This is a genomic window from Microbacterium galbum, assembly GCF_032464915.1.
Lineage (GTDB): Bacteria > Actinomycetota > Actinomycetes > Actinomycetales > Microbacteriaceae > Microbacterium > Microbacterium galbum.
Genome location: NZ_JAWDIS010000001.1, coordinates 1,126,637 through 1,143,851 on the forward strand (window position 1 = coordinate 1,126,637; position 17,215 = coordinate 1,143,851).

17 protein-coding genes are annotated in these 17,215 nt (G+C 70.6%); 11 read left to right on the forward strand and 6 right to left on the reverse strand.

The genetic code is table 11. The features are described from left to right. Positions 1-21: 21 nt before the first annotated feature. The 3 genes from RWH45_RS05315 to nhaA all read left to right on the forward strand — a co-directional run bounded on the left by RWH45_RS05315 (position 22) and on the right by nhaA (position 3,979). Positions 22-954 (forward strand): phosphoribosylaminoimidazolesuccinocarboxamide synthase, encoded by a 933-nt coding sequence (locus RWH45_RS05315; protein ID WP_315993837.1) that lies wholly within the window; start codon positions 22-24, stop codon positions 952-954. Between the two features lie 139 nt (positions 955-1,093). Further along, entirely contained in the window at positions 1,094-2,431 is a 1,338-nt protein-coding gene (locus RWH45_RS05320; RefSeq protein WP_315993838.1) for a uracil-xanthine permease family protein, read from the forward strand. A gap of 216 nt (positions 2,432-2,647) precedes the next feature. Further along, a complete protein-coding gene (gene nhaA, locus RWH45_RS05325) occupies positions 2,648-3,979 on the forward strand; it encodes a Na+/H+ antiporter NhaA (protein WP_315993839.1) in 1,332 nt (443 codons plus the stop codon). Between the two features lie 10 nt (positions 3,980-3,989). Here the strand turns inward: nhaA and RWH45_RS05330 are convergent, their stop codons facing one another. Continuing rightward, positions 3,990-4,607 (reverse strand): hypothetical protein, encoded by a 618-nt coding sequence (locus RWH45_RS05330; RefSeq protein ID WP_315993840.1) that lies wholly within the window; start codon positions 4,605-4,607, stop codon positions 3,990-3,992. 129 nt (positions 4,608-4,736) lie between these two features. Between RWH45_RS05330 and RWH45_RS05335 the strand changes: the two genes are divergently transcribed. Together RWH45_RS05335 and RWH45_RS05340 are read left to right on the forward strand one after the other, a co-directional pair. Then, complete coding sequence (locus RWH45_RS05335) at positions 4,737-5,249, forward strand: VOC family protein (protein WP_315993841.1); 513 nt, start codon at positions 4,737-4,739, stop codon at positions 5,247-5,249. Then, positions 5,242-6,033, forward strand: a complete 792-nt coding sequence (locus RWH45_RS05340; RefSeq protein ID WP_315993842.1) for a MerR family transcriptional regulator — start codon at positions 5,242-5,244, stop codon at positions 6,031-6,033. The genes RWH45_RS05335 and RWH45_RS05340 overlap by 8 nt, the downstream gene beginning before the upstream one ends. Here the strand turns inward: RWH45_RS05340 and RWH45_RS05345 are convergent, their stop codons facing one another. From RWH45_RS05345 to RWH45_RS05365, 5 genes are all read right to left on the reverse strand, one after another. Next, complete coding sequence (locus RWH45_RS05345) at positions 6,034-7,047, reverse strand: LacI family DNA-binding transcriptional regulator (RefSeq protein ID WP_315993843.1); 1,014 nt, start codon at positions 7,045-7,047, stop codon at positions 6,034-6,036. Between the two features lie 34 nt (positions 7,048-7,081). Next, on the reverse strand, positions 7,082-8,536 hold the full coding sequence (locus RWH45_RS05350) for a glycoside hydrolase family 1 protein (RefSeq protein WP_315993844.1): 1,455 nt from the start codon (positions 8,534-8,536) through the stop codon (positions 7,082-7,084). A gap of 29 nt (positions 8,537-8,565) precedes the next feature. Continuing rightward, positions 8,566-9,471, reverse strand: coding sequence for a carbohydrate ABC transporter permease (locus RWH45_RS05355; protein ID WP_315993845.1), 906 nt, complete (start codon positions 9,469-9,471; stop codon positions 8,566-8,568). After that, a complete protein-coding gene (locus RWH45_RS05360) occupies positions 9,468-10,595 on the reverse strand; it encodes a carbohydrate ABC transporter permease (protein WP_437127321.1) in 1,128 nt (375 codons plus the stop codon). Before RWH45_RS05360 ends, RWH45_RS05355 begins: the two co-directional genes overlap by 4 nt. A 108-nt stretch (positions 10,596-10,703) precedes the next feature. Beyond that, positions 10,704-11,978 carry an ABC transporter substrate-binding protein gene (locus RWH45_RS05365; RefSeq protein WP_315993847.1) on the reverse strand — a complete coding sequence of 425 codons (1,275 nt, stop codon included), beginning with the start codon at positions 11,976-11,978 and terminating at the stop codon, positions 10,704-10,706. Between the two features lie 392 nt (positions 11,979-12,370). Here RWH45_RS05365 and purS point away from each other — a divergent pair, with 392 nt between their 5' ends. The 6 genes from purS to RWH45_RS05395 all read left to right on the forward strand — a co-directional run bounded on the left by purS (position 12,371) and on the right by RWH45_RS05395 (position 17,050). Further along, complete coding sequence (gene purS / locus RWH45_RS05370; RefSeq protein ID WP_076673305.1) at positions 12,371-12,622, forward strand: phosphoribosylformylglycinamidine synthase subunit PurS; 252 nt, start codon at positions 12,371-12,373, stop codon at positions 12,620-12,622. Next, the gene (gene purQ, locus RWH45_RS05375; RefSeq protein WP_315993848.1) at positions 12,619-13,326 is read left to right on the forward strand and encodes a phosphoribosylformylglycinamidine synthase subunit PurQ; all 708 of its coding nucleotides are present in this window, start codon (positions 12,619-12,621) and stop codon (positions 13,324-13,326) included. The genes purS and purQ overlap by 4 nt, the downstream gene beginning before the upstream one ends. A gap of 12 nt (positions 13,327-13,338) precedes the next feature. Then, positions 13,339-14,052, forward strand: coding sequence for a GntR family transcriptional regulator (locus RWH45_RS05380; RefSeq protein ID WP_315993849.1), 714 nt, complete (start codon positions 13,339-13,341; stop codon positions 14,050-14,052). Positions 14,053-14,154: 102 nt separating this feature from the next. Beyond that, the gene (locus RWH45_RS05385; RefSeq protein ID WP_315993850.1) at positions 14,155-14,649 is read left to right on the forward strand and encodes an ureidoglycolate lyase; all 495 of its coding nucleotides are present in this window, start codon (positions 14,155-14,157) and stop codon (positions 14,647-14,649) included. A 2-nt stretch (positions 14,650-14,651) separates the two neighbouring features. Continuing rightward, a complete protein-coding gene (locus RWH45_RS05390) occupies positions 14,652-16,124 on the forward strand; it encodes an FAD-dependent oxidoreductase (protein WP_315993851.1) in 1,473 nt (490 codons plus the stop codon). Then, complete coding sequence (locus tag RWH45_RS05395) at positions 16,121-17,050, forward strand: 2-hydroxyacid dehydrogenase (protein ID WP_315993852.1); 930 nt, start codon at positions 16,121-16,123, stop codon at positions 17,048-17,050. Before RWH45_RS05390 ends, RWH45_RS05395 begins: the two co-directional genes overlap by 4 nt. Positions 17,051-17,215: the final 165 nt, after the last annotated feature.

The following is a 17,215-nucleotide window of genomic DNA, read 5'->3' on the forward strand; positions in this document are numbered from 1 at the left end:
CGTACCCGCGATAATGAGCGGGTGACCTCCGCCTCCCCCCTCGAGCTCGCCGGTTGGCGCCACGTCTACTCCGGCAAGGTGCGCGACCTCTACGTGCCCGCCGAGACGGCCCCCGACGCCACTCCCGCACACCTCCTCGTCGTCGCGAGCGACCGCGTGAGCGCCTTCGACCACGTGCTGGAACCCGGCATCCCCGACAAGGGCGAGCTGTTGACGACCCTCAGCCTGTGGTGGTTCGACCAGCTCGCCGGCGGCGACGGCGGGCCGTCGATTCCGAACCACCTCGTCTCCGACCACCGCCTCGAAGGCGAGGAGACGGTGAGCCTGATCCCGGATGCCGTACAGGGGCGCGCGATGCTCGTGCGCTCCCTCGACATGCAGCCGATCGAGTGCGTCGTGCGCGGCTACCTCACCGGGTCGGGATGGGCCGAGTACCGCGCGTCGGGCACGGTGTGCGGCATCCCCCTCCCCGAGGGCCTGAACGACGGCGACCGCCTGCCTGAGCCGCTCTACACACCGGCGTGGAAGGCTCCGATGGGCGAGCACGACGAGAACATCACGTTCGAACGCTCCGTAGAGCTCGTCGGCGCCGAGACCGCGACCGCCCTGCGTGATCTGTCGCTCGAGGTCTACCACCGCGCCTCCGCGACCGCCGAGGCCCACGGGCTGATCCTCGCCGACACGAAGTTCGAATTCGGCTTCGACGCCGACGGCGTGCTGACCCTGGCCGACGAGGTTCTGACCTCCGACTCGTCCCGGTACTGGGATGCCGAGGCCTGGCGCACCGGCACCACCCCCGCCGAGCGCATGGCGAGCTTCGACAAGCAGATCGTGCGCGACTGGTTGTCGGCGAATTGGGACAAGCAGGGCGAGCCCCCCGTCCTCCCCGCCGAGATCGTCGAGCGCACGCGCGAGCGCTACGCGACCCTCCTGCGCCTGCTCACGGCGTCCTGACCCGCCCGCGGAGGCCTCGACGAGTTCAGCCACCGTCCCTGCCGCACGAGGCCCCAGAGCCCCACCCCACCCGGTCCCTGAGCACCACCCCATGAGGTCCCTGAGCCTGTCGAAGGGACCACCCCTCGCAAGGAGACACATGTTCCGCTGGAAGCTGCACGGCGACGGCCGCACCGTCGCACCCGGAGCCGTCGTCGCCCCGGGCGAACGCCTGAACTGGGGCGCGACGGTCGCGATCGGCCTCCAGCACGTCATCGCGATGTTCGGCGCGACTTTCCTCGTGCCGGTGCTCACCGGGTTCCCGGTGTCGACGACGCTGCTGTTCTCGGGCGTGGGAACCCTGCTGTTCCTGCTCGTGACGAAGAACCGCCTCCCCAGCTACCTGGGGTCGTCGTTCGCGTTCATCGCGCCGATCACCGCCGCCACGACCACCGCCGGCACAGGTTCCGCCCTCGCGGGCATCGTCGCGGTCGGCGTGCTGCTCACGGCGATCGGCTTCGTCGTGCAGTTCGCGGGCCTCGGGTGGGTCGACAAGGTCATGCCGCCGGTCGTCGCGGGCGCCATCGTCGCCTTGATCGGCTTCAACCTCGCCCCGGTGGCGTGGTCGAACTTCCAGGTGCAGCCCCTGCCCGGCACCATCACGCTCGTCGCCGTCATCCTGTTCAGCGTGCTGTTCCGCGGCTTCCTCGGCCGCATCTCGATCTTCCTCGGCGTGATCGTGGGCTACGTCGCGACCGTCATCATCCAGCTGACGACGGGTGAGGTCCTCATCGACTTCTCCGTCGTGGAGCAGGCCCCCTGGGTCGGGCTCCCGACCTTCGAGATCGCCGACTTCACGAAGCCGGCCACCTGGTCGGTCATCGCGATGTTCCTGCCGGTCGTCCTGGTGCTCGTCGCCGAGAACGTCGGACACGTGCGCGGGGTCGCGGCGATGACGGATGCCACCGCCAACCGCTCCACCGGGCGCGCCCTCATCGCCGACGGCGTCGCCACGACGCTCGCGGGAACCTTCGGCGGCTCGGGCACGACGACGTACGGCGAGAACATCGGGGTGATGGCCGCGACCCGCGTGTACTCGACCGCGGTCTACTGGGTCGCGGGTCTCGCCGCGATCGTGCTGAGCCTCTCACCCAAGGTGGGCGCGGTGTTCAACACCATCCCGCCGGGCGTCCTCGGCGGCGTGACCACGGCGCTGTACGGCCTGATCGGCATCATCGGCATCAAGATCTGGGTCGACAACCGCGTCGACTTCTCACGTCCGGTCAACCAGTACACCGGCGCGGTGGCCCTGGTGCTCGCGATCGCCGGGTTCACGATGCAGTGGGGCGACTTCCAGCTCGGCGCCATCGTGCTCGGCTCGGTCGCGGCCCTGGTGATCTACCACCTCGGCAACGCGATCGCCCGCGCCCGCAAGACCGGCGCCGACGACGGCGGCCCGATCCCCGCGGTCGGCCCGCTGGGCGGCGACCCGAGCTGAGCCGCCGGGGTCGCGGCATCCGGTGCCGAGATCATCCGATGCGCACGAGCGCACACGTTCCGAACCTGCCGGGGCGTGTGCGTTCGTCCGTGACCTGCGATCTCGCGGATGGTCCGGCCCCAGGCGAATGCCGCCCGCACGGCCGATAGAATGGTCGAGGCGTGTCGGGAAGTCTGGTCGACGATCTGTCGATCGACCCCGGAAGGGACCTCCTCCATGACCGAAACCCACACGCGCGCGCCGAGCTGGCCGGGCTACCGCGAAGTCCACCGCGTCACCACACTGCTCCGTCAGGAGTCCGTGGGCGGAATGCTGCTCGTGGTCGCCGCGATCATCGCGATCATCTGGGCCAACTCCCCCGCCGCCGACGCGTACTTCGCGCTGCGCGACTTCCGCTTCGGCTACGAGCCCTGGCACCTCGAGCTGAGCGTCGGGTCGTGGGCGGCCGACGGCCTGCTCGCCGTCTTCTTCTTCATGGTCGGCCTCGAGCTCAAGCGCGAGATCGTCTCCGGCAGCCTCCGCCGATTCGGCACCGCGATCGTCCCCGTGACGGCGGCCTTCGCCGGTGTCGCCGTGCCCGCCCTCATCTACGTCGCGATCGTGCACACGCAGCCGAGCCTGCTGGCGGGGTGGGCCATCCCCACAGCGACCGACATCGCGTTCGCCGTCGCCGTCCTCGCCCTCGTCGGCTCGCACCTGCCCGGTCCGCTGCGCATCTTCCTGCTGACGCTCGCGGTCGTCGACGACCTGATCGCGATCGCGATCATCGCGATCTTCTACACGACCGACATCCAGCTCCTCCCCCTCGGCGTCTTCGCCGTGCTCGTCGTCGTCTACGGCGTGATCGCCCACCGCGCCCGCGCGTGGTTCTCGCGCAACGCGTGGGGTGCCTGGGTCGTGCTGCTGCCGATCGGCTTCGCCGCGTGGGCGTTCCTGCACGCCTCGGGCGTGCACGCCACGATTGCCGGTGTGGCACTGGCGTTCACCATCCCCGTTGCCGCGTCCAAGCGCCAACCGGAGCACCACGGCATGGACCTCGCCGAGCAGTTCGAGCACCGCTTCCGTCCGCTCTCGAGCGGCATCGCCGTGCCGATCTTCGCGTTCTTCGCCGCGGGTGTCGCCGTGGGCGGCGGCGAGGGGATCGTCCGCGCCCTGATGGACCCCGTGACCATCGGCGTCGTTGCCGGCCTCGTGCTCGGCAAGCCGGTCGGCATCCTGCTCGGCGTGCGCCTGCTCACGCTCGTGACGAAGGTGCGCCTCGACCCGGCCCTCAAGTGGATCGACCTCGCCGGGGTGGGGCTGCTCGCGGGCATCGGCTTCACGGTGTCGCTGCTGATCGCCGAGCTCAGCTTCCCGGCCGGCTCCCCGCACACCGACGACGCGAAGATCGCGATCATGGCGGCCTCGCTGCTCGCATCCGTCCTCGCCGCGGCCGTGCTGCTCGTGCGCAACCGGCGCTACAAGCAGCTCGCCCTCGCCGAAGAGGTGGATGCCGACGGAGACGACGTCCCCGACGTGTACCAGCAGCCGGAGCAGCCGCGACGCTGAGGCGTCACCGTCAGCCGAAGATCTGCGACGAGATCTCCGACAGCCACGCGCGCGCGTCGACGTTGACGGTCTCGAGATAGATCCACACGCTGTCTCGAGCGACCACGACGTCTTCGGTCTGCGCCGTGCCGCCGGCCTTCACGCAGTACTGGGCGCCGAAGTCCTCCGCGGCCTGGCACTCGTACCCCTGGGCGTCGAGCCCGTCGACCCCGGTGGAGACGTCGGCGGCGGACGCGGTGCTGATGAGGAGCAGAACGCCGGCCGACTCCTCCTGGATCCAGTTGCACGACAGCTCGGTCGTCGCGTTCGCGGGTGCCGGCCGCACGAAGCCGTCGGCGTGCTGGGCGGTCAGGCCCCCCACCGTCTGCTGCCGTGTCGCCGCCGTGCCGAGATCGTCGCAGGATCCCGGGATGGCGGCCGGGTCGACGGTCGGGGCGGTCGGCGCGGCCGTCAGGGTCGGGGTCGGGGTCGATGCGGAGCCCGTCGGCGAGGCGCTCGGGGCGGTCGCCGACGGCGAGTCGACGGTCGCGGTCGACGCCGGCGAGGGGGGCTCGGGGACGCACCCCGTCAGAAGGGCCGCAGCCGCGATCAGCAGCGCGCCCGATACGGCGATGAATGCACGGTTCATGGCGAGACCCCCTCCGCGTGACGGCGCTGTCCCGCACCGACCACTCTCTGCGCTCACCATAGCCCCGAGAGCAGCGCTGCCTCATCACGCTCTTGACCCTCACGCGGCGTGAGGGCCGACGCTGGGGCCATGGACGAGAACTTCGAGGCCTTCGCGGTCAGCCCCGTGCCCCCTCCCGGACCGGATGCCGTCGCGCCCCCGTTGTACCGCGGCATCTACGGCATGCCCATGTTCGTCACCCTCTCGACCGCCGACCTGCCGGCATCCGTGGACTTCTGGACGCGGGGCCTCGGTTTCTTCGAGCTGTTCGCGATCCCCGGGCAGATGGTCCATCTTCGACGATGGGCCTTCCAGGACGTGCTGCTCGTGGTCGGCGAGAAGAGCTCGAGCGCCCCGCCCGCCAGCGTGAGCTTCGCCTGCGTCCTCGACGAGATCGACACCGTCGTCTCGTCGGTGCGCGCCCTCGGCACCGTTCCCGAGGTGCGCGAGACCCCGTGGAACACCCGGGACGTCGAGGTGATCACCCCCGAGAAGGCGCGGGTCGTCTTCACCGCGGCCAAGGTGTTCGACCCGGCGACCGTCGAAGGCCGCAACCTGCAGTCGGTGGGGATCGGGCGCGACGACAATGGGTCCCATGAGTGAGCAGGGGATGCCGGTGGGCGAGACGGCCGCTCGGCTCGGTCTCACCGTGCGCACGCTCCATCACTGGGACGAGATCGGTCTCGCGCGCCCGGCCGCACGCTCGAGCGCCGGCTATCGGCTCTACACGGACGAGGACCTCGAGCGCCTCCGCCGCATCGTGGTCTACCGCGAGCTCGGTCTCGACCTGGATGCCATCCGCGCGGTGATCGACGAGCCCGGAGGAGACGTCGCCGCACAGCTCCGGGTCCAGCGGACCCACGTCTCTCAGCGCATCGCGCAGCTGCAGATCGTCGACGATGACCTCGAGCGCATGATCGCGGCGCAAGAGCGCGGCATCCTCCTCTCCGAGGACGAGCAGCACGAGACGTTCGGGCCCGGCTGGGACACGAGCTGGCCCGCCGAGGCGCGAGACGCCTATGGCGGATCACCGCAATGGCAGCAGTACGCCGAGCGCTCGGCATCCCGTTCCGTCGACGACTGGGCGGAGGTGACGCGGGCGGTCTCCGCCGTGGACGCGGAGCTCGCGGACGCCGTCGCCTCCGGCGTCGAGCCCGGTGACGCGTTGGCCGACGCGCTCGTCGAGCGGCACCGCACGGTGTTCTCGCAGTACTTCCCCCTCACCCGGCAGATGCAGGTGCACCTCGGCCGCATGTACGCAGCCGACCCGCGCTTCGCCGCGCACTACGACGCGATCCGCCCCGGGCTCGCCATGTGGCTGCGCGACGCGATCGAGGCGAGCGCCCGCGCACACGGCATCGACCCCGACACCGCACGCTGGGAGTGATCAGGCGGAGCCGCGCTCGATGACCTCGGTGGGCAGGATCGTCGCGTGCGCAGCCGGCCGCCCGGCGAGGATGTCGAGCAGCACGGATGCCATGTACCGCCCCTGCGTGAGCGAGGGCTGCCGCACCGTGGTCAGGGCGGGGCTGAGGGCCGTCGACACCGCGGAGTCGTCGAAACCCATCACGGCGACGTCGCGCCCGGGCTCCAGGCCCTTTTCGCGCAGCACCGTGTAGGCACCGCGCGCCATGAGATCGCTCGCCACGAAGACCGCGTCGGGGCACTCGCCCGCGGCGAGCACGCGGGCCATCGCCAGCGCCCCGCCCACCTCGGTGAAATCGCCGTTCTCGACGGCCACGGGCTGCAGCCCCGCCTCGGCCATCGCGTCGCGGAAGCCCTGCAGACGGTCGATGCCGGCGGGCATGTCGGTCGGACCCGACACCGTGGCGATGCGGCGGTGTCCTCGGGCCAGCAGGTACGAGGTCGCGACCCGGCCGCCCTCGACGTTGTCGACGTCGACGTAGTAGTCGTCGGCGCGCACCCGGGCGGGGCGCCCGCCGTAGACGACGGGCACCACGTCGGCGACGCGGTCGAGGAAGGTGTCGCTGGTGTGGTGCGAGGCCACGATCGCCCCGTCGACGCTGCCGCCGCGCAGATAAGCGAGCGCCTTCGCGCTGGCGTCGTCGCTGGCGATCAGCATGTTCATGATGTAGTCGCTGTCGCCGATCACCTCGCCGATTCCGGCCACGATCGAGGCGAAGAACGGATCGCCGAAGAAGCGGTCGGTCTGCTCGGGGATGACCAGTGCGATCGCCCGCGTCTGCCGGCTGGCCAGGGAGCGCGCCGCGCGATTCGGAACGTATTGCAGTTCGTCGATCGCGCGGCGCACGGCCTCGAGCGCGGCAGGAGAGACGGCCGTGGAACCGTTGACCACGCGTGACACCGTCGAGCGGGAGACGCCGGCCCGCGCCGCGACCTCTTCGATCGTGGCGGTACCGCGAACGGGTGCGATCTCCATAGCCCTGCCTCCTGGCGTACCCGGTGGTCGAGCTCTAGACCGCGGGGGCCGCGGCCAGAGCACGCTCGGCGATGATGCGAGCGTACTGCCGGCCCGAGTCCTTGAGAACGCGCTCCTGGGTCCGGTAGTCGACGTACACGATGCCGAAACGCTTGGCGTAGCCCCAGGCCCACTCGAAGTTGTCCATGAGCGACCAGTAGAAGTAGCCGCGCACGTCGACGCCGCGCTCGACGGCGTCGAGGACGGCCCCGAGGTGGGCCTCGACGAACTCGACGCGGTCGATGTCGTGGACGCGCTCGTCGCCGTCGTCGGCCACCACCTCGTCGTCGTACGCCGCGCCGTTCTCGGTGACGTACAGAGCCACGTCGGCGGGGGCGGCGTACTCCTCGCTCACCCGCTCCAGCAGGCGCGTCAGGCCCTCGGGCTGCACCTCCCAGCCCATGTTGGTGCGAGGGAGACCGCGGTCGTGCCAGTAGAGCTTCTCGTGCGCCGGGAACGGCACACCGATCGGACGCGTGGTGGGTGCGTCGCCCGCGGGCGGGTCGACCTCGGGCGGCGTGCCGCCCACGAACTCGCCGTGGTAGTAGTTCACGCCCAGCGAGTCGATGGGGGTCGAGATGACCTCGAGGTCGCCCGGGTGGACGGCCTCCTGCCAGCGCGCCACGGCCTCGGCGTCGGTGTCGCGGAAGTCCTTGATGATGTCGGCCGGGTACGAGCCGCGGAAGATCGGGTCGAGGAACCACCGGTTGAACTGCCCGTCCACGCGCCGTGCGGCGTCGAGGTCGGCGGGATCGGCCGGATTCACGGCATCCGCCACCGTGAGGTTCAGCGTGATGCCGAGGTTGAGCGAGGAGTCGCGCGCCCGCAGCTCGCGCACGGTCTGCCCGTGACCGAGGAGCAGGTGGTGGGCTGCGAGCATCCCCTCGGCCTGCGAGTAGTGCCCCGGGGCGTGGATGCCCGCGGTGTAGCTGAGGAACGACGAGCACCAGGGCTCGTTCAGCGTGGTCCACACGTCGACGCGGTCGCCGAGGGCGTCGTGCATGTCGAGCGCGTACTCGGTGAAGCGGTCGCTCGTCTCGCGCACGGTCCACCCGCCCCGCTCCTGCAGGGCCTGCGGGAGGTCCCAGTGGTACAGGGTGAGCCAGGGCAGGATGCCGGCATCGAGCAGTTCGTCGACGAGGCGCTTGTAGAAGTCGACGCCCTTCGCGTTGAGCGCGCCGCCGTCGGGGCGCACGCGCGACCACGAGGTCGAGAAGCGGTACGTCTGCAGGCCGAGCTGCTTCATCAGCTGCACGTCGTCGGCGTAGCGGTGGTAGTGATCGCACGCGACATCGCCGTTGTCGGCGTTGATGACGGCATCGGGGACGCGGCTGAAGGCGTCCCAGATCGACGCGGTGCGGCCGTCTTCGAAAGCGGCGCCCTCGATCTGGTAGGCGGCGGTCGCGGCGCCGAAGAGGAAGCCGTCGGGGAACGAACGGGTGGTGGACATGGATCGGGTTCCTTCCGTGGGCGCGAGGGTCATCCCTTGACCGCCCCTTGCATGATGCCACTGACCAGCTGCTTGCCCGCGAAGACGAACAGCAGCAGCAGCGGGATCGTCGACAGGAGCACGCCCGCGAGGACGATCGAGTAGTCGACGAAGTAGTTGGACTGCAGCAGCGACAGGGCCACCGGCAGGGTCGGGTTCTGGCGGTCGAGCACGATGAACGGCCAGAAGAAGTTGTTCCAGGCGCTCACGAACGTGAACAGGCCGAGCATCGCCGCCGCAGGGCGCGCGGCGGGCACGCCCACCGTGAGGAAGGTGCGGAACGAACTCGCCCCGTCGACACGGGCCGCCTCGATGAGCTCGTCGGGCACGGCCTGACGCAGATACTGCGTCATCCAGAACACCCCGAACGCACTCGTGAGGGCGGGGATGATGATCGCGCCGAGCTGCCCGGTCCACCCGAGCTCGCTGAAGAGGATGTAGAGCGGGACCACGCCCAGCTGCATCGGCACCGCCATCGTCCCGACGACGAAGACCAGCAGCCACGGCCCGCCGCGGAAACGCAGCTTCGCGAACGCCCATCCCGCCAGGGTGGAGAAGAACACGACGGATGCCGCGATCAGGCCGGAGCTGATGATCGAGTTCAGCAGCGCGGGCCAGAAGTTGACCGCGGAGTCGCCGATCACGGCGGCGGCGTTGGTGAAGAAGTTCCCGCCCGGGATCCACGAGCGGTTCGCGTCGCGGATGGTGGAGGAGTCGCCCGAGCCGATCAACAGCGACCAGTAGAAGGGGAAGACACTGGCCAGCAGCACCGCACCGAGGCTCGCGTAGACGATCCAGCCGGGGCGCGATCCGCGCACCGGACGCGGGCGGCGGCGCGAAGGCGACGGGGTGTCGCGTTCCACGATCGGGACGGGTGCGGCGTTCACGGCGGTCATCGACGCGTCTCCTCTCCGCGGATGCCGACAGACGCGGCATCCGCCCTCAATCGTTCTTCGGCGGCCCGGGCCTGCGCCCGCCGCTCGCGGCGGCTGCGGGGATCGCGGCTGCCGTCGTCGCGCACGAGCGAACGCGTGACGACCATGTTGATCGCGCCGATGGCGAGGATGATCAGGAACAGGATCCACGCGAGGGCCGCGGCGCGGCCGAAGTTCCACTCCCCCCAGCCGACGTTGTAGAGCCACAGGGTCACGGTGAGCCACTGGTTGTCGGCTCCGCCCGTGCCGTACTGGTCGTACATGCGCGGCTCGTCGAAGATCTGCAGTCCGCCGATCGTCGCGGTGATGATGACGAAGATCAGGGTGGGCTTGAGGCTGGGCAACGTGATGGAGAAGAACTGGCGGATCTTGCCGGCGCCGTCGACCGTCGCGGCCTCGTAGTACTCGCGCGGGATCGCCTGCATCGCGGCGAGCAGGATGAGGGTGTTGTACCCGGTCCACCGGAAGTTGACCATCGTCGCGATGGCGATGTGGCTCGCGAACGCGTCGGAATGCCACGGCACCGCGGGCAGGCCCAGGTTCTGCAGGGTGGTGTTCACGACGCCGTACTGGTCGCCGAACATGTTGCTGAAGATGAGGGCGACGGCCACCGGCGCCATCACGTAGGGGATCAGCACGCTCATGCGCCAGAAGGTCTTGGCGCGGATGTTCTGGTCGAGCATCGCGGCGATGAAGATGGCGACGATCAGCTGCGGGACGCTGGAGAGCAGGAAGATGCTGAAGGTGTTGCGCAGCGCGATCCAGAACTTGGGCTGCGAGAGCACCCACGCGTACTGGTCGAAGCCGATGAACTCGCCGGAGTTGCGCACCAGGTCCCAGTCCATGAACGAGATCACGGCGGTGTACGCGATGGGGAAGAGCCCCGTGATCGCGAACAGGATGAAGAACGGCGAGATGTAGAGGTAGGGCGAGAGCTTGAGGTCCCACGTGCTGCGGCGCGTGCTGAATCCCACGCGTCGGGGTTCGCGGGCGCGCGTCTGCGGCGCCGCGCCCCCCGTGGGGCGTTCGAGTGTGCTGGTCACGATCTGTGCTCCGTTTCCGTTGCGCGAGGGGCCGGAAGCCATCGCCCGCGACGATGCGGGAGCGACGGGTCTCGACCCCTCACGCGAGAAGGGGACGGGCGACGGATGCCAGGGGCGCGAGGCCGCGGCCCCTGGCATCCGATCGCGGGGTCAGGACAGGGCGTCGACCTCGGTCGCCCACTGCTTCCACGAGTCGGCGGCGCTCTGCGTTCCGTCCTCGACGCGGGTCAGGGCCTTCTGCATCGCGTCGTTGATCTGGAAGTAGAACTGGCCCTTGAAGGGAGAGACCTTCACGGCCTGGGCGCGCTCGGAGAGCATCTCGCCGACCGGAGCGTCGTTGAAGTACGCGTTGACGCTGCCGGTGAGGGCGTCGGCCTTCAGCGCGTCGGTCTGGCTCGGGAACGTGCCGGCGTTCTCGAACGCCTTCACCTGGGTCTCGGGGTCGGTCAGCCAGTCGGCGAGCTCCTGCGCGGCTTCGACGTTCTTGCCGTTGCCGGGGACGGTCAGGTACGAACCGCCCCAGTTGCCCGCGCCGCCGGGGAAGACGTTCGCGATGTCCCAGCCCTTCACCTCGGGGGCGTTGCCCTCGATCACGCCGAGCATCCAGCCGGGGCAGAGCATCGTGGCGAACGCGCCGTTCGACAGGCCCGCGAACCAGTCGTCGGACCACTGACCGAGGTGGGCGGACTGCGTGGCGCTGGCGGCGAGCACCTGGTCGTAGATCTTCTTGACCTCGGGGTTGCTCGTGGCGGTGATCGACCCGTCATCCGGGTTCTCGTACGCGGCCTCGACCTGGTTGATCGCGCCCTGGTACGTGCCGCCGGCGGAGTCGAAGAAGGCCTTGCCCGTGGCGGCGACGTACGTGTCGCCCGCCGCGAAGTAGGTCGACCAGTCGCCCTCGAGCATCGCGGCGACCTCGGCGCGGTCGGTGGGCAGCCCCGCCGCGGCGAACAGGTCGGAGCGGTAGCAGACGCCCTCGGGACCGATGTCGGTTCCGTAGCCGACGAGCTTGCCGTCGGCGCTGGTGGCGGCCTCGACCTTGTAGTCGAGCCAACGGCTCTTGAGGTCGTCGGGTACGGGCGCGAGCAGGTCGGCGTACTCCATGACCTCGGGCAGCCAGTCGACCTCGATGGCCTCGATGTCGGCGAGGCCGGTCTTGCCGAGCTTCTGGAAGTAGTTCTCGCGGGCCTCGTTGCTGGTGGCCGCCTTGTTGTGCACGATCTTCACGTTCGGATGCGCGTCCATGTACTCCTGCAGGAGCGCGTCGGTGTAGCCGAAGTCGTTGAAGGTGGCGATGGTGAGGGTCACGTCGCCGTCTCCGCCCGAGGCGGAGCCCCCGGCGCCGGAGCAACCGGCGAGGACGAGGGCGGAGGTGGACGCGACCGCGGCGACGAGCGCGGTCCGGCGCAGGGCATGGGTGTTCACAGATCACTCCTTTGTGGTGGGTGTGGAGCGGTGCGAGCAGTCGCGCTGTGGGAGCGCTCTCACCGATCGGGTCGAGAGTATGGGATCGCTCCCACGGCGTCAAGGGAGCGCTCCCATACCGTTACCGGCCCGAGACCGGGGAGTGTTCGGGTCAGGAAAAGCCCGCCGTCAGGGGAAACCCCCAGGCGCGGCGTTCATCCCTGCTGCGAGCATTCACACCCGGGGGTGGAGCGGCGCGACGCCCCCTCCCGCCGCGCTCCACCCGGCGGCGGTCCGCGGGCCCGTGGCGCGCCCCACCACACCCCCACCCCCGCAGCGCACCCCGCACCACGAGGCGTCGGCGCGCTCGCGTAAGATGACTTCCACAACGCCACCCGACTTCTGGAGCTGCAGTGCCCACCATCGTCGTCGACGTCATGCCCAAGGCCGAGCTTCTCGACCCGCAGGGGAAGGCCGTCGCCGGCGCCCTCTCGCGGCTCGGCGAGAACCGCTTCTCCGACGTCCGCATCGGCAAGCGTTTCGAGCTCACCGTCGAGGGCGAGGTCGACGAGGCCACGCTCGCCCGGGCCCGCGAGCTCGCCGACGAGATGCTCTCGAACGCCGTCATCGAAGACGTCGTCAACATCGAGGTCATCGAGCGGTGACCGCACGCATCGGGGTCATCACCTTCCCCGGCTCCCTCGACGACCGCGACGCGCAGCGCGCGATCCGCCTCGCCGGTGGCGAGCCCGTCGCGCTCTGGCACGGTGAGCACGACCTGAAGGGCGTCGACGCCCTCGTGCTGCCCGGCGGCTTCAGCTACGGCGACTACCTGCGCGCCGGCGCCATCGCCGCATTCGCGCCGATCATGGCCGAGGTCAAAGACGCGGCAGCCAAGGGCATGCCCGTCCTGGGCATCTGCAACGGCTTCCAGATGCTGGTCGAGGCGCACCTGCTGCCCGGTGGCCTCATCCGCAACGCCCACCAGCAGTTCATCCGTCGCGACCAGCGCCTGCGCGTCGAGAACGCCTCGACGGCGTGGACCAGCGACTTCTCCGAGGGCGACGAGATCGTCATCCCGCTGAAGAACGCCGACGGCGGATACATCGCGGATGCCGAGACCCTGGCCCGCGTGAACGGGGAGGGCCTCGTCGCCTTCCGCTACGTCGGCGTCAACCCGAACGGCTCCCTCGACGACATCGCCGGCCTCACCAACGAGCGCGGCAACGTCGTGGGACTCATGCCCCACCCCGAGCACGCGGTCGAGCCCGGCTTCGGCCCGGGCACCGCCGCAGCGATGCGCTCGGGCGTCGACGGCCTCGGCTTCTTCACGTCGGCCATCGCCGCCGCGGTGAACGCCGCCGCCTGACCCGGCCCCGCCGTGACCGACAAGCGCGCCCCCGATCAGGACGCGCTGATCGATCGCATCCTGCACCTCTGGCGAGCGGATGCCGACACCCTGCCGTCCGAGCCGCGCCTGGCCGAGCTGACCGGCGCGAGTCGCAACTCGGTGCGCGAGGCGCTGATCCGCCTCGAGGAGCGCGGATACGTCCACCGCACGCAAGGGGCGCGCACCTCGCCGAACCGGCGCCTGCCGGGCGTCGGGCGCCGCATCGACCAGCAGTTCGACCATCTCCTGTCGATCCGTTCCGCCGGTTACGACGCGGCCCTCGACCTGGTGTCGTCCGAGCGCGTCATGCTGACTCCCGGCATCGATCGATTCGACGATCTCCCCGACGGCACGAGCGTGCTGCGCACGGTGAAGATGTGGCGCGTCGATGGGGAGCCGTACGCCCTCGCCGAGGACCTCGTGCCCATCACGCGCGAGGGGGAGCTCGACCCCCACAGCCCGGTCTTCGCCCTGGCGGAAGCCGCGAACGGCGTGCGCGTGGCATGGGAGACGCTGTGGATCGAGGCGAGCGGCCTGGATGCCGAACGCGCGGCCCTGCTGTCGTCGACACCCACGACGCCGGTCATCGAGATGACCTACTGCGGGTACGGCGCCGACGACGCCATCGGCTACTGGTCGCGCGAGGTTCAGCTCCCCGCACCCCCGGGGCTGCGCAACGCGCTGATCCGGCGCGTACGGGCGTGAGCGTTTCGGACGCGTAACAGCACGGTGAACTTGTCCGACAAGCGACTCAGAGCCTTGTTGGACAAGCGTAACGTCAGGGTCACCCGACGAAAGCGAGCCGTCATGACCGACACCCTGACCGTCCACCCCCTGCGATCCGAGGTCGTCTCCGCCGAGGCCTTCGAGGCCTTCGGCGTCGTCCTGATCCCCCTGGAGGACGGCACTCCGTTCACCGCCGAGGAGGCCGTGCTCGACGTGTCGGGCGGTATCCCGCGCTTCTACCTCATGCGCCTCGACGACAAGCCCGCCGAATTCGTGCGGGTGACCCGTCACCTCGAGACGACGCAGACGCTGATGGCCGTCGGCGACGTCGAGTGGACCCTCGCCGTCGCCGCCCCCGGCATCGACGAGCCCGCGCTCGGCGACCTGCGGGCCTTCCGCATCCCGCCGCGCACCGCCGTCACGATGCGCAAGGGCACCTGGCACGCAGGCCCGTTCTTCGCCGACCCGAGCATGGACTTCGTCAACCTCGAGCTCGACGACACCAACGTCTCGGACCACCACAACCACCGTCTCGACGACGCCTACGGTGTGCGCGTCGTGATCGACGGGGAGTGAGGGTGCTCACCCCCCTCCCCGACGCCGCCGCACGCCTGGCGTCGCTCGAACGAGACGCCGCGCACCAGGCGGAGCTGAGCGCCGGGGACGGACGCACGTGGGCCGGCACCCGCGACGGCGTGCGCCCGGTGGTCATCGTCGGCGCCGGTCAAGCCGGTCTGGTCCTCGCCCGGGGCCTGCGGCGCCGCGGCATCGACGACGTCGTCGTGATCGACGCAGCCCGCGCCGACGCGGCCGGCCCGTGGACCACCTACGCGCGCATGCACACCCTGCGCACCCCGAAGGACATCGCGTGGCCGACCTGGGGCACCCCCGCGGTGAGCCCGCGGGCGTGGTTCGAGGCCGTCTACGGCGACGCGGCCTGGGAGGCCATCGAGTACTTCCCGACGGTGGCGTGGCAGGGCTTCCTGCATTGGTACCGCGACGCCTCGGCCGTGACCACGGTCGCATCCACCCGTGTGCGCTCCCTCGTCGTCGGGGGCGCCGACGACCCCCTGACCATGCACCTCGACGGGCCTGACGGAGAGTGGATGCTGCCCGCCCGGCACGTCGTGCTGGCCACGGGCATCGAGGGCGCGGGCGGTAAGCACCTTCCCCCTCTGCTCGACGGCCTACCGGCCGATCGCGTCCATCACACGCACGACGACATCGACTTCTCCGCCCTCGCGGGCCTGCGCATCGGCATCCTCGGGGCCGGCACCGGGGCGTTCGACAACGCCGCCACCGCCCTCGAGCACGGGGCGGCGAGCGTCGACGTGCACATGCGCCGCCCGTCGATGCCGCAGGTGAGCCCGTACCGCTGGATGGAGTTCGCCGGACTCATCGAGAACTACGGCTCCTTCACCGACGCGCAGAAATGGGCGTTCAACGTGCACCTCTCCGCGGTCGACCAGCCCGCGACGCAGAACGCGCTGTGGCGGGCGCACGCGTTCGACACGTTCCGCTTCCTCACCTCCTCGCCGTGGGAGAGCGTGTCGTGGACGGGCCGCGACATCGCGGTGGCGACGCCGCACGGCATCCATCACTACGACGTCGTGCTCGCGGCGACGGGGATCGTGGCCGAGCTAGAACGGCGCCCCGAGCTGGCGGGCGTCGCCGCGGACGCCGTGCGGTGGAGCGATCGCCTGTCGCCCGCGCAGATCGCGCAGAACCCGGGGCTGGCGGCGTTCCCGTACCTCGACGACGACTTCGGGCTCGTCAGCCGAAGTGCGCCCCGCCGTTCGGCGCTGTCGCGCATCCACATGTTCAATCACGGTGCGCGGATCAGCCAGGGCATGCTGAGCCATCAGATCCCCGGCCTCGTCGGCGGCGCCACGAAGCTCGCCGCCGCCCTCTCGCGTCGCCTGTTCGAGCGCGACTCCGACCGCCTGCTCGCGGAGTACCTCGCCTACGACGTGCCGGTGGGCGTGCACATCGGCCGCCGCGCGCAAGACTCCTCCCCGCCGCGGGATCCGCGGGTAGCGTCGATCGGGTGACGACCTCCACCCCTCTTCTCGTGTCCGTGCCCACCCCCCAGCTGCGCGACGACCTGGGCGCACTGCCCGACGGCGTCGAGGTGGTCGTGTGGGACATGCAGGATGCCGCTCCCCGAGAACGCTTCGACATGGTGGTGCCGCCGTACATGTCGATGACCGGCGTGATCGAGCGTCTGCGCGAGATCGAGGTGGGGCTCGTGCAGAGCCAGTCGATCGGGTACGACAACGTCGAGGGACGACTGCCCGAGGGACTCGTCTTCGCCAATGCGGCGAGCGTGCACGAGACGGCGACCTCGGAGCTCGCCGTGGCCCTCACCCTCGCCGCTCGACGTCGGCTGCCCGAGTTCGTGCGCGCCCAGGACCGCGGCGAGTGGACCGGCGGCGGGGCGCCCGGCCTCGCCGACGCCCGCGTCACCCTGCTGGGCTTCGGCGGGGTGGGCCGCGCGATCGCCGCGCGCCTGAAGCCTTTCGAGGTGCACCTGCGCGCCGTCGCCTCACACGGCCGGTTGCAGGACGACGTCGAGGTGTTCCCCCTCGGCAAGCTGGCCGAGGTTCTCGCCGACACCGACATCGTCATCGCCTCGCTCCCCGGCGGCGACTCCACGCGCCACATCCTCGATGACGCGGCACTCTCGGCCCTGCCCGACGGCGCGCTCGTCGTGAACGTCGGACGTGGACCGCTGGTCGACACGGACGCTCTGGTCGACCACGTGCGGCGCGGTCGCATCCGTGCGGCGCTCGACGTCACCGACCCCGAGCCGCTGCCCGAGGGCCACCCGTTGTGGAGCCTTCCGGGCGTGCTCATCGCCCCGCACGTGGGAGGGGCGACGGATGCCATGCGCCCGCGCATCGCGCGCCTCGTCCGCCGTCAGATCGAACGCCTCGCCGCGGGCGAGGAGCCGCTGAACGTCGTGCTCGGCGGCTGACGCCTCCGCCCCCTCACCCGTTGAGTGTCCAGGACACGCCGCCGCCGTCCGGCGGATGCGGCGCGTCCTGGACACTCGACGGGGATTCGCCGGGGCGCGGGCGCGGGGGGACGGGGCGCGAGGCCGCGAGGCCGCGAGGCGACGGCAGGCCGCCGGGCCACGGCG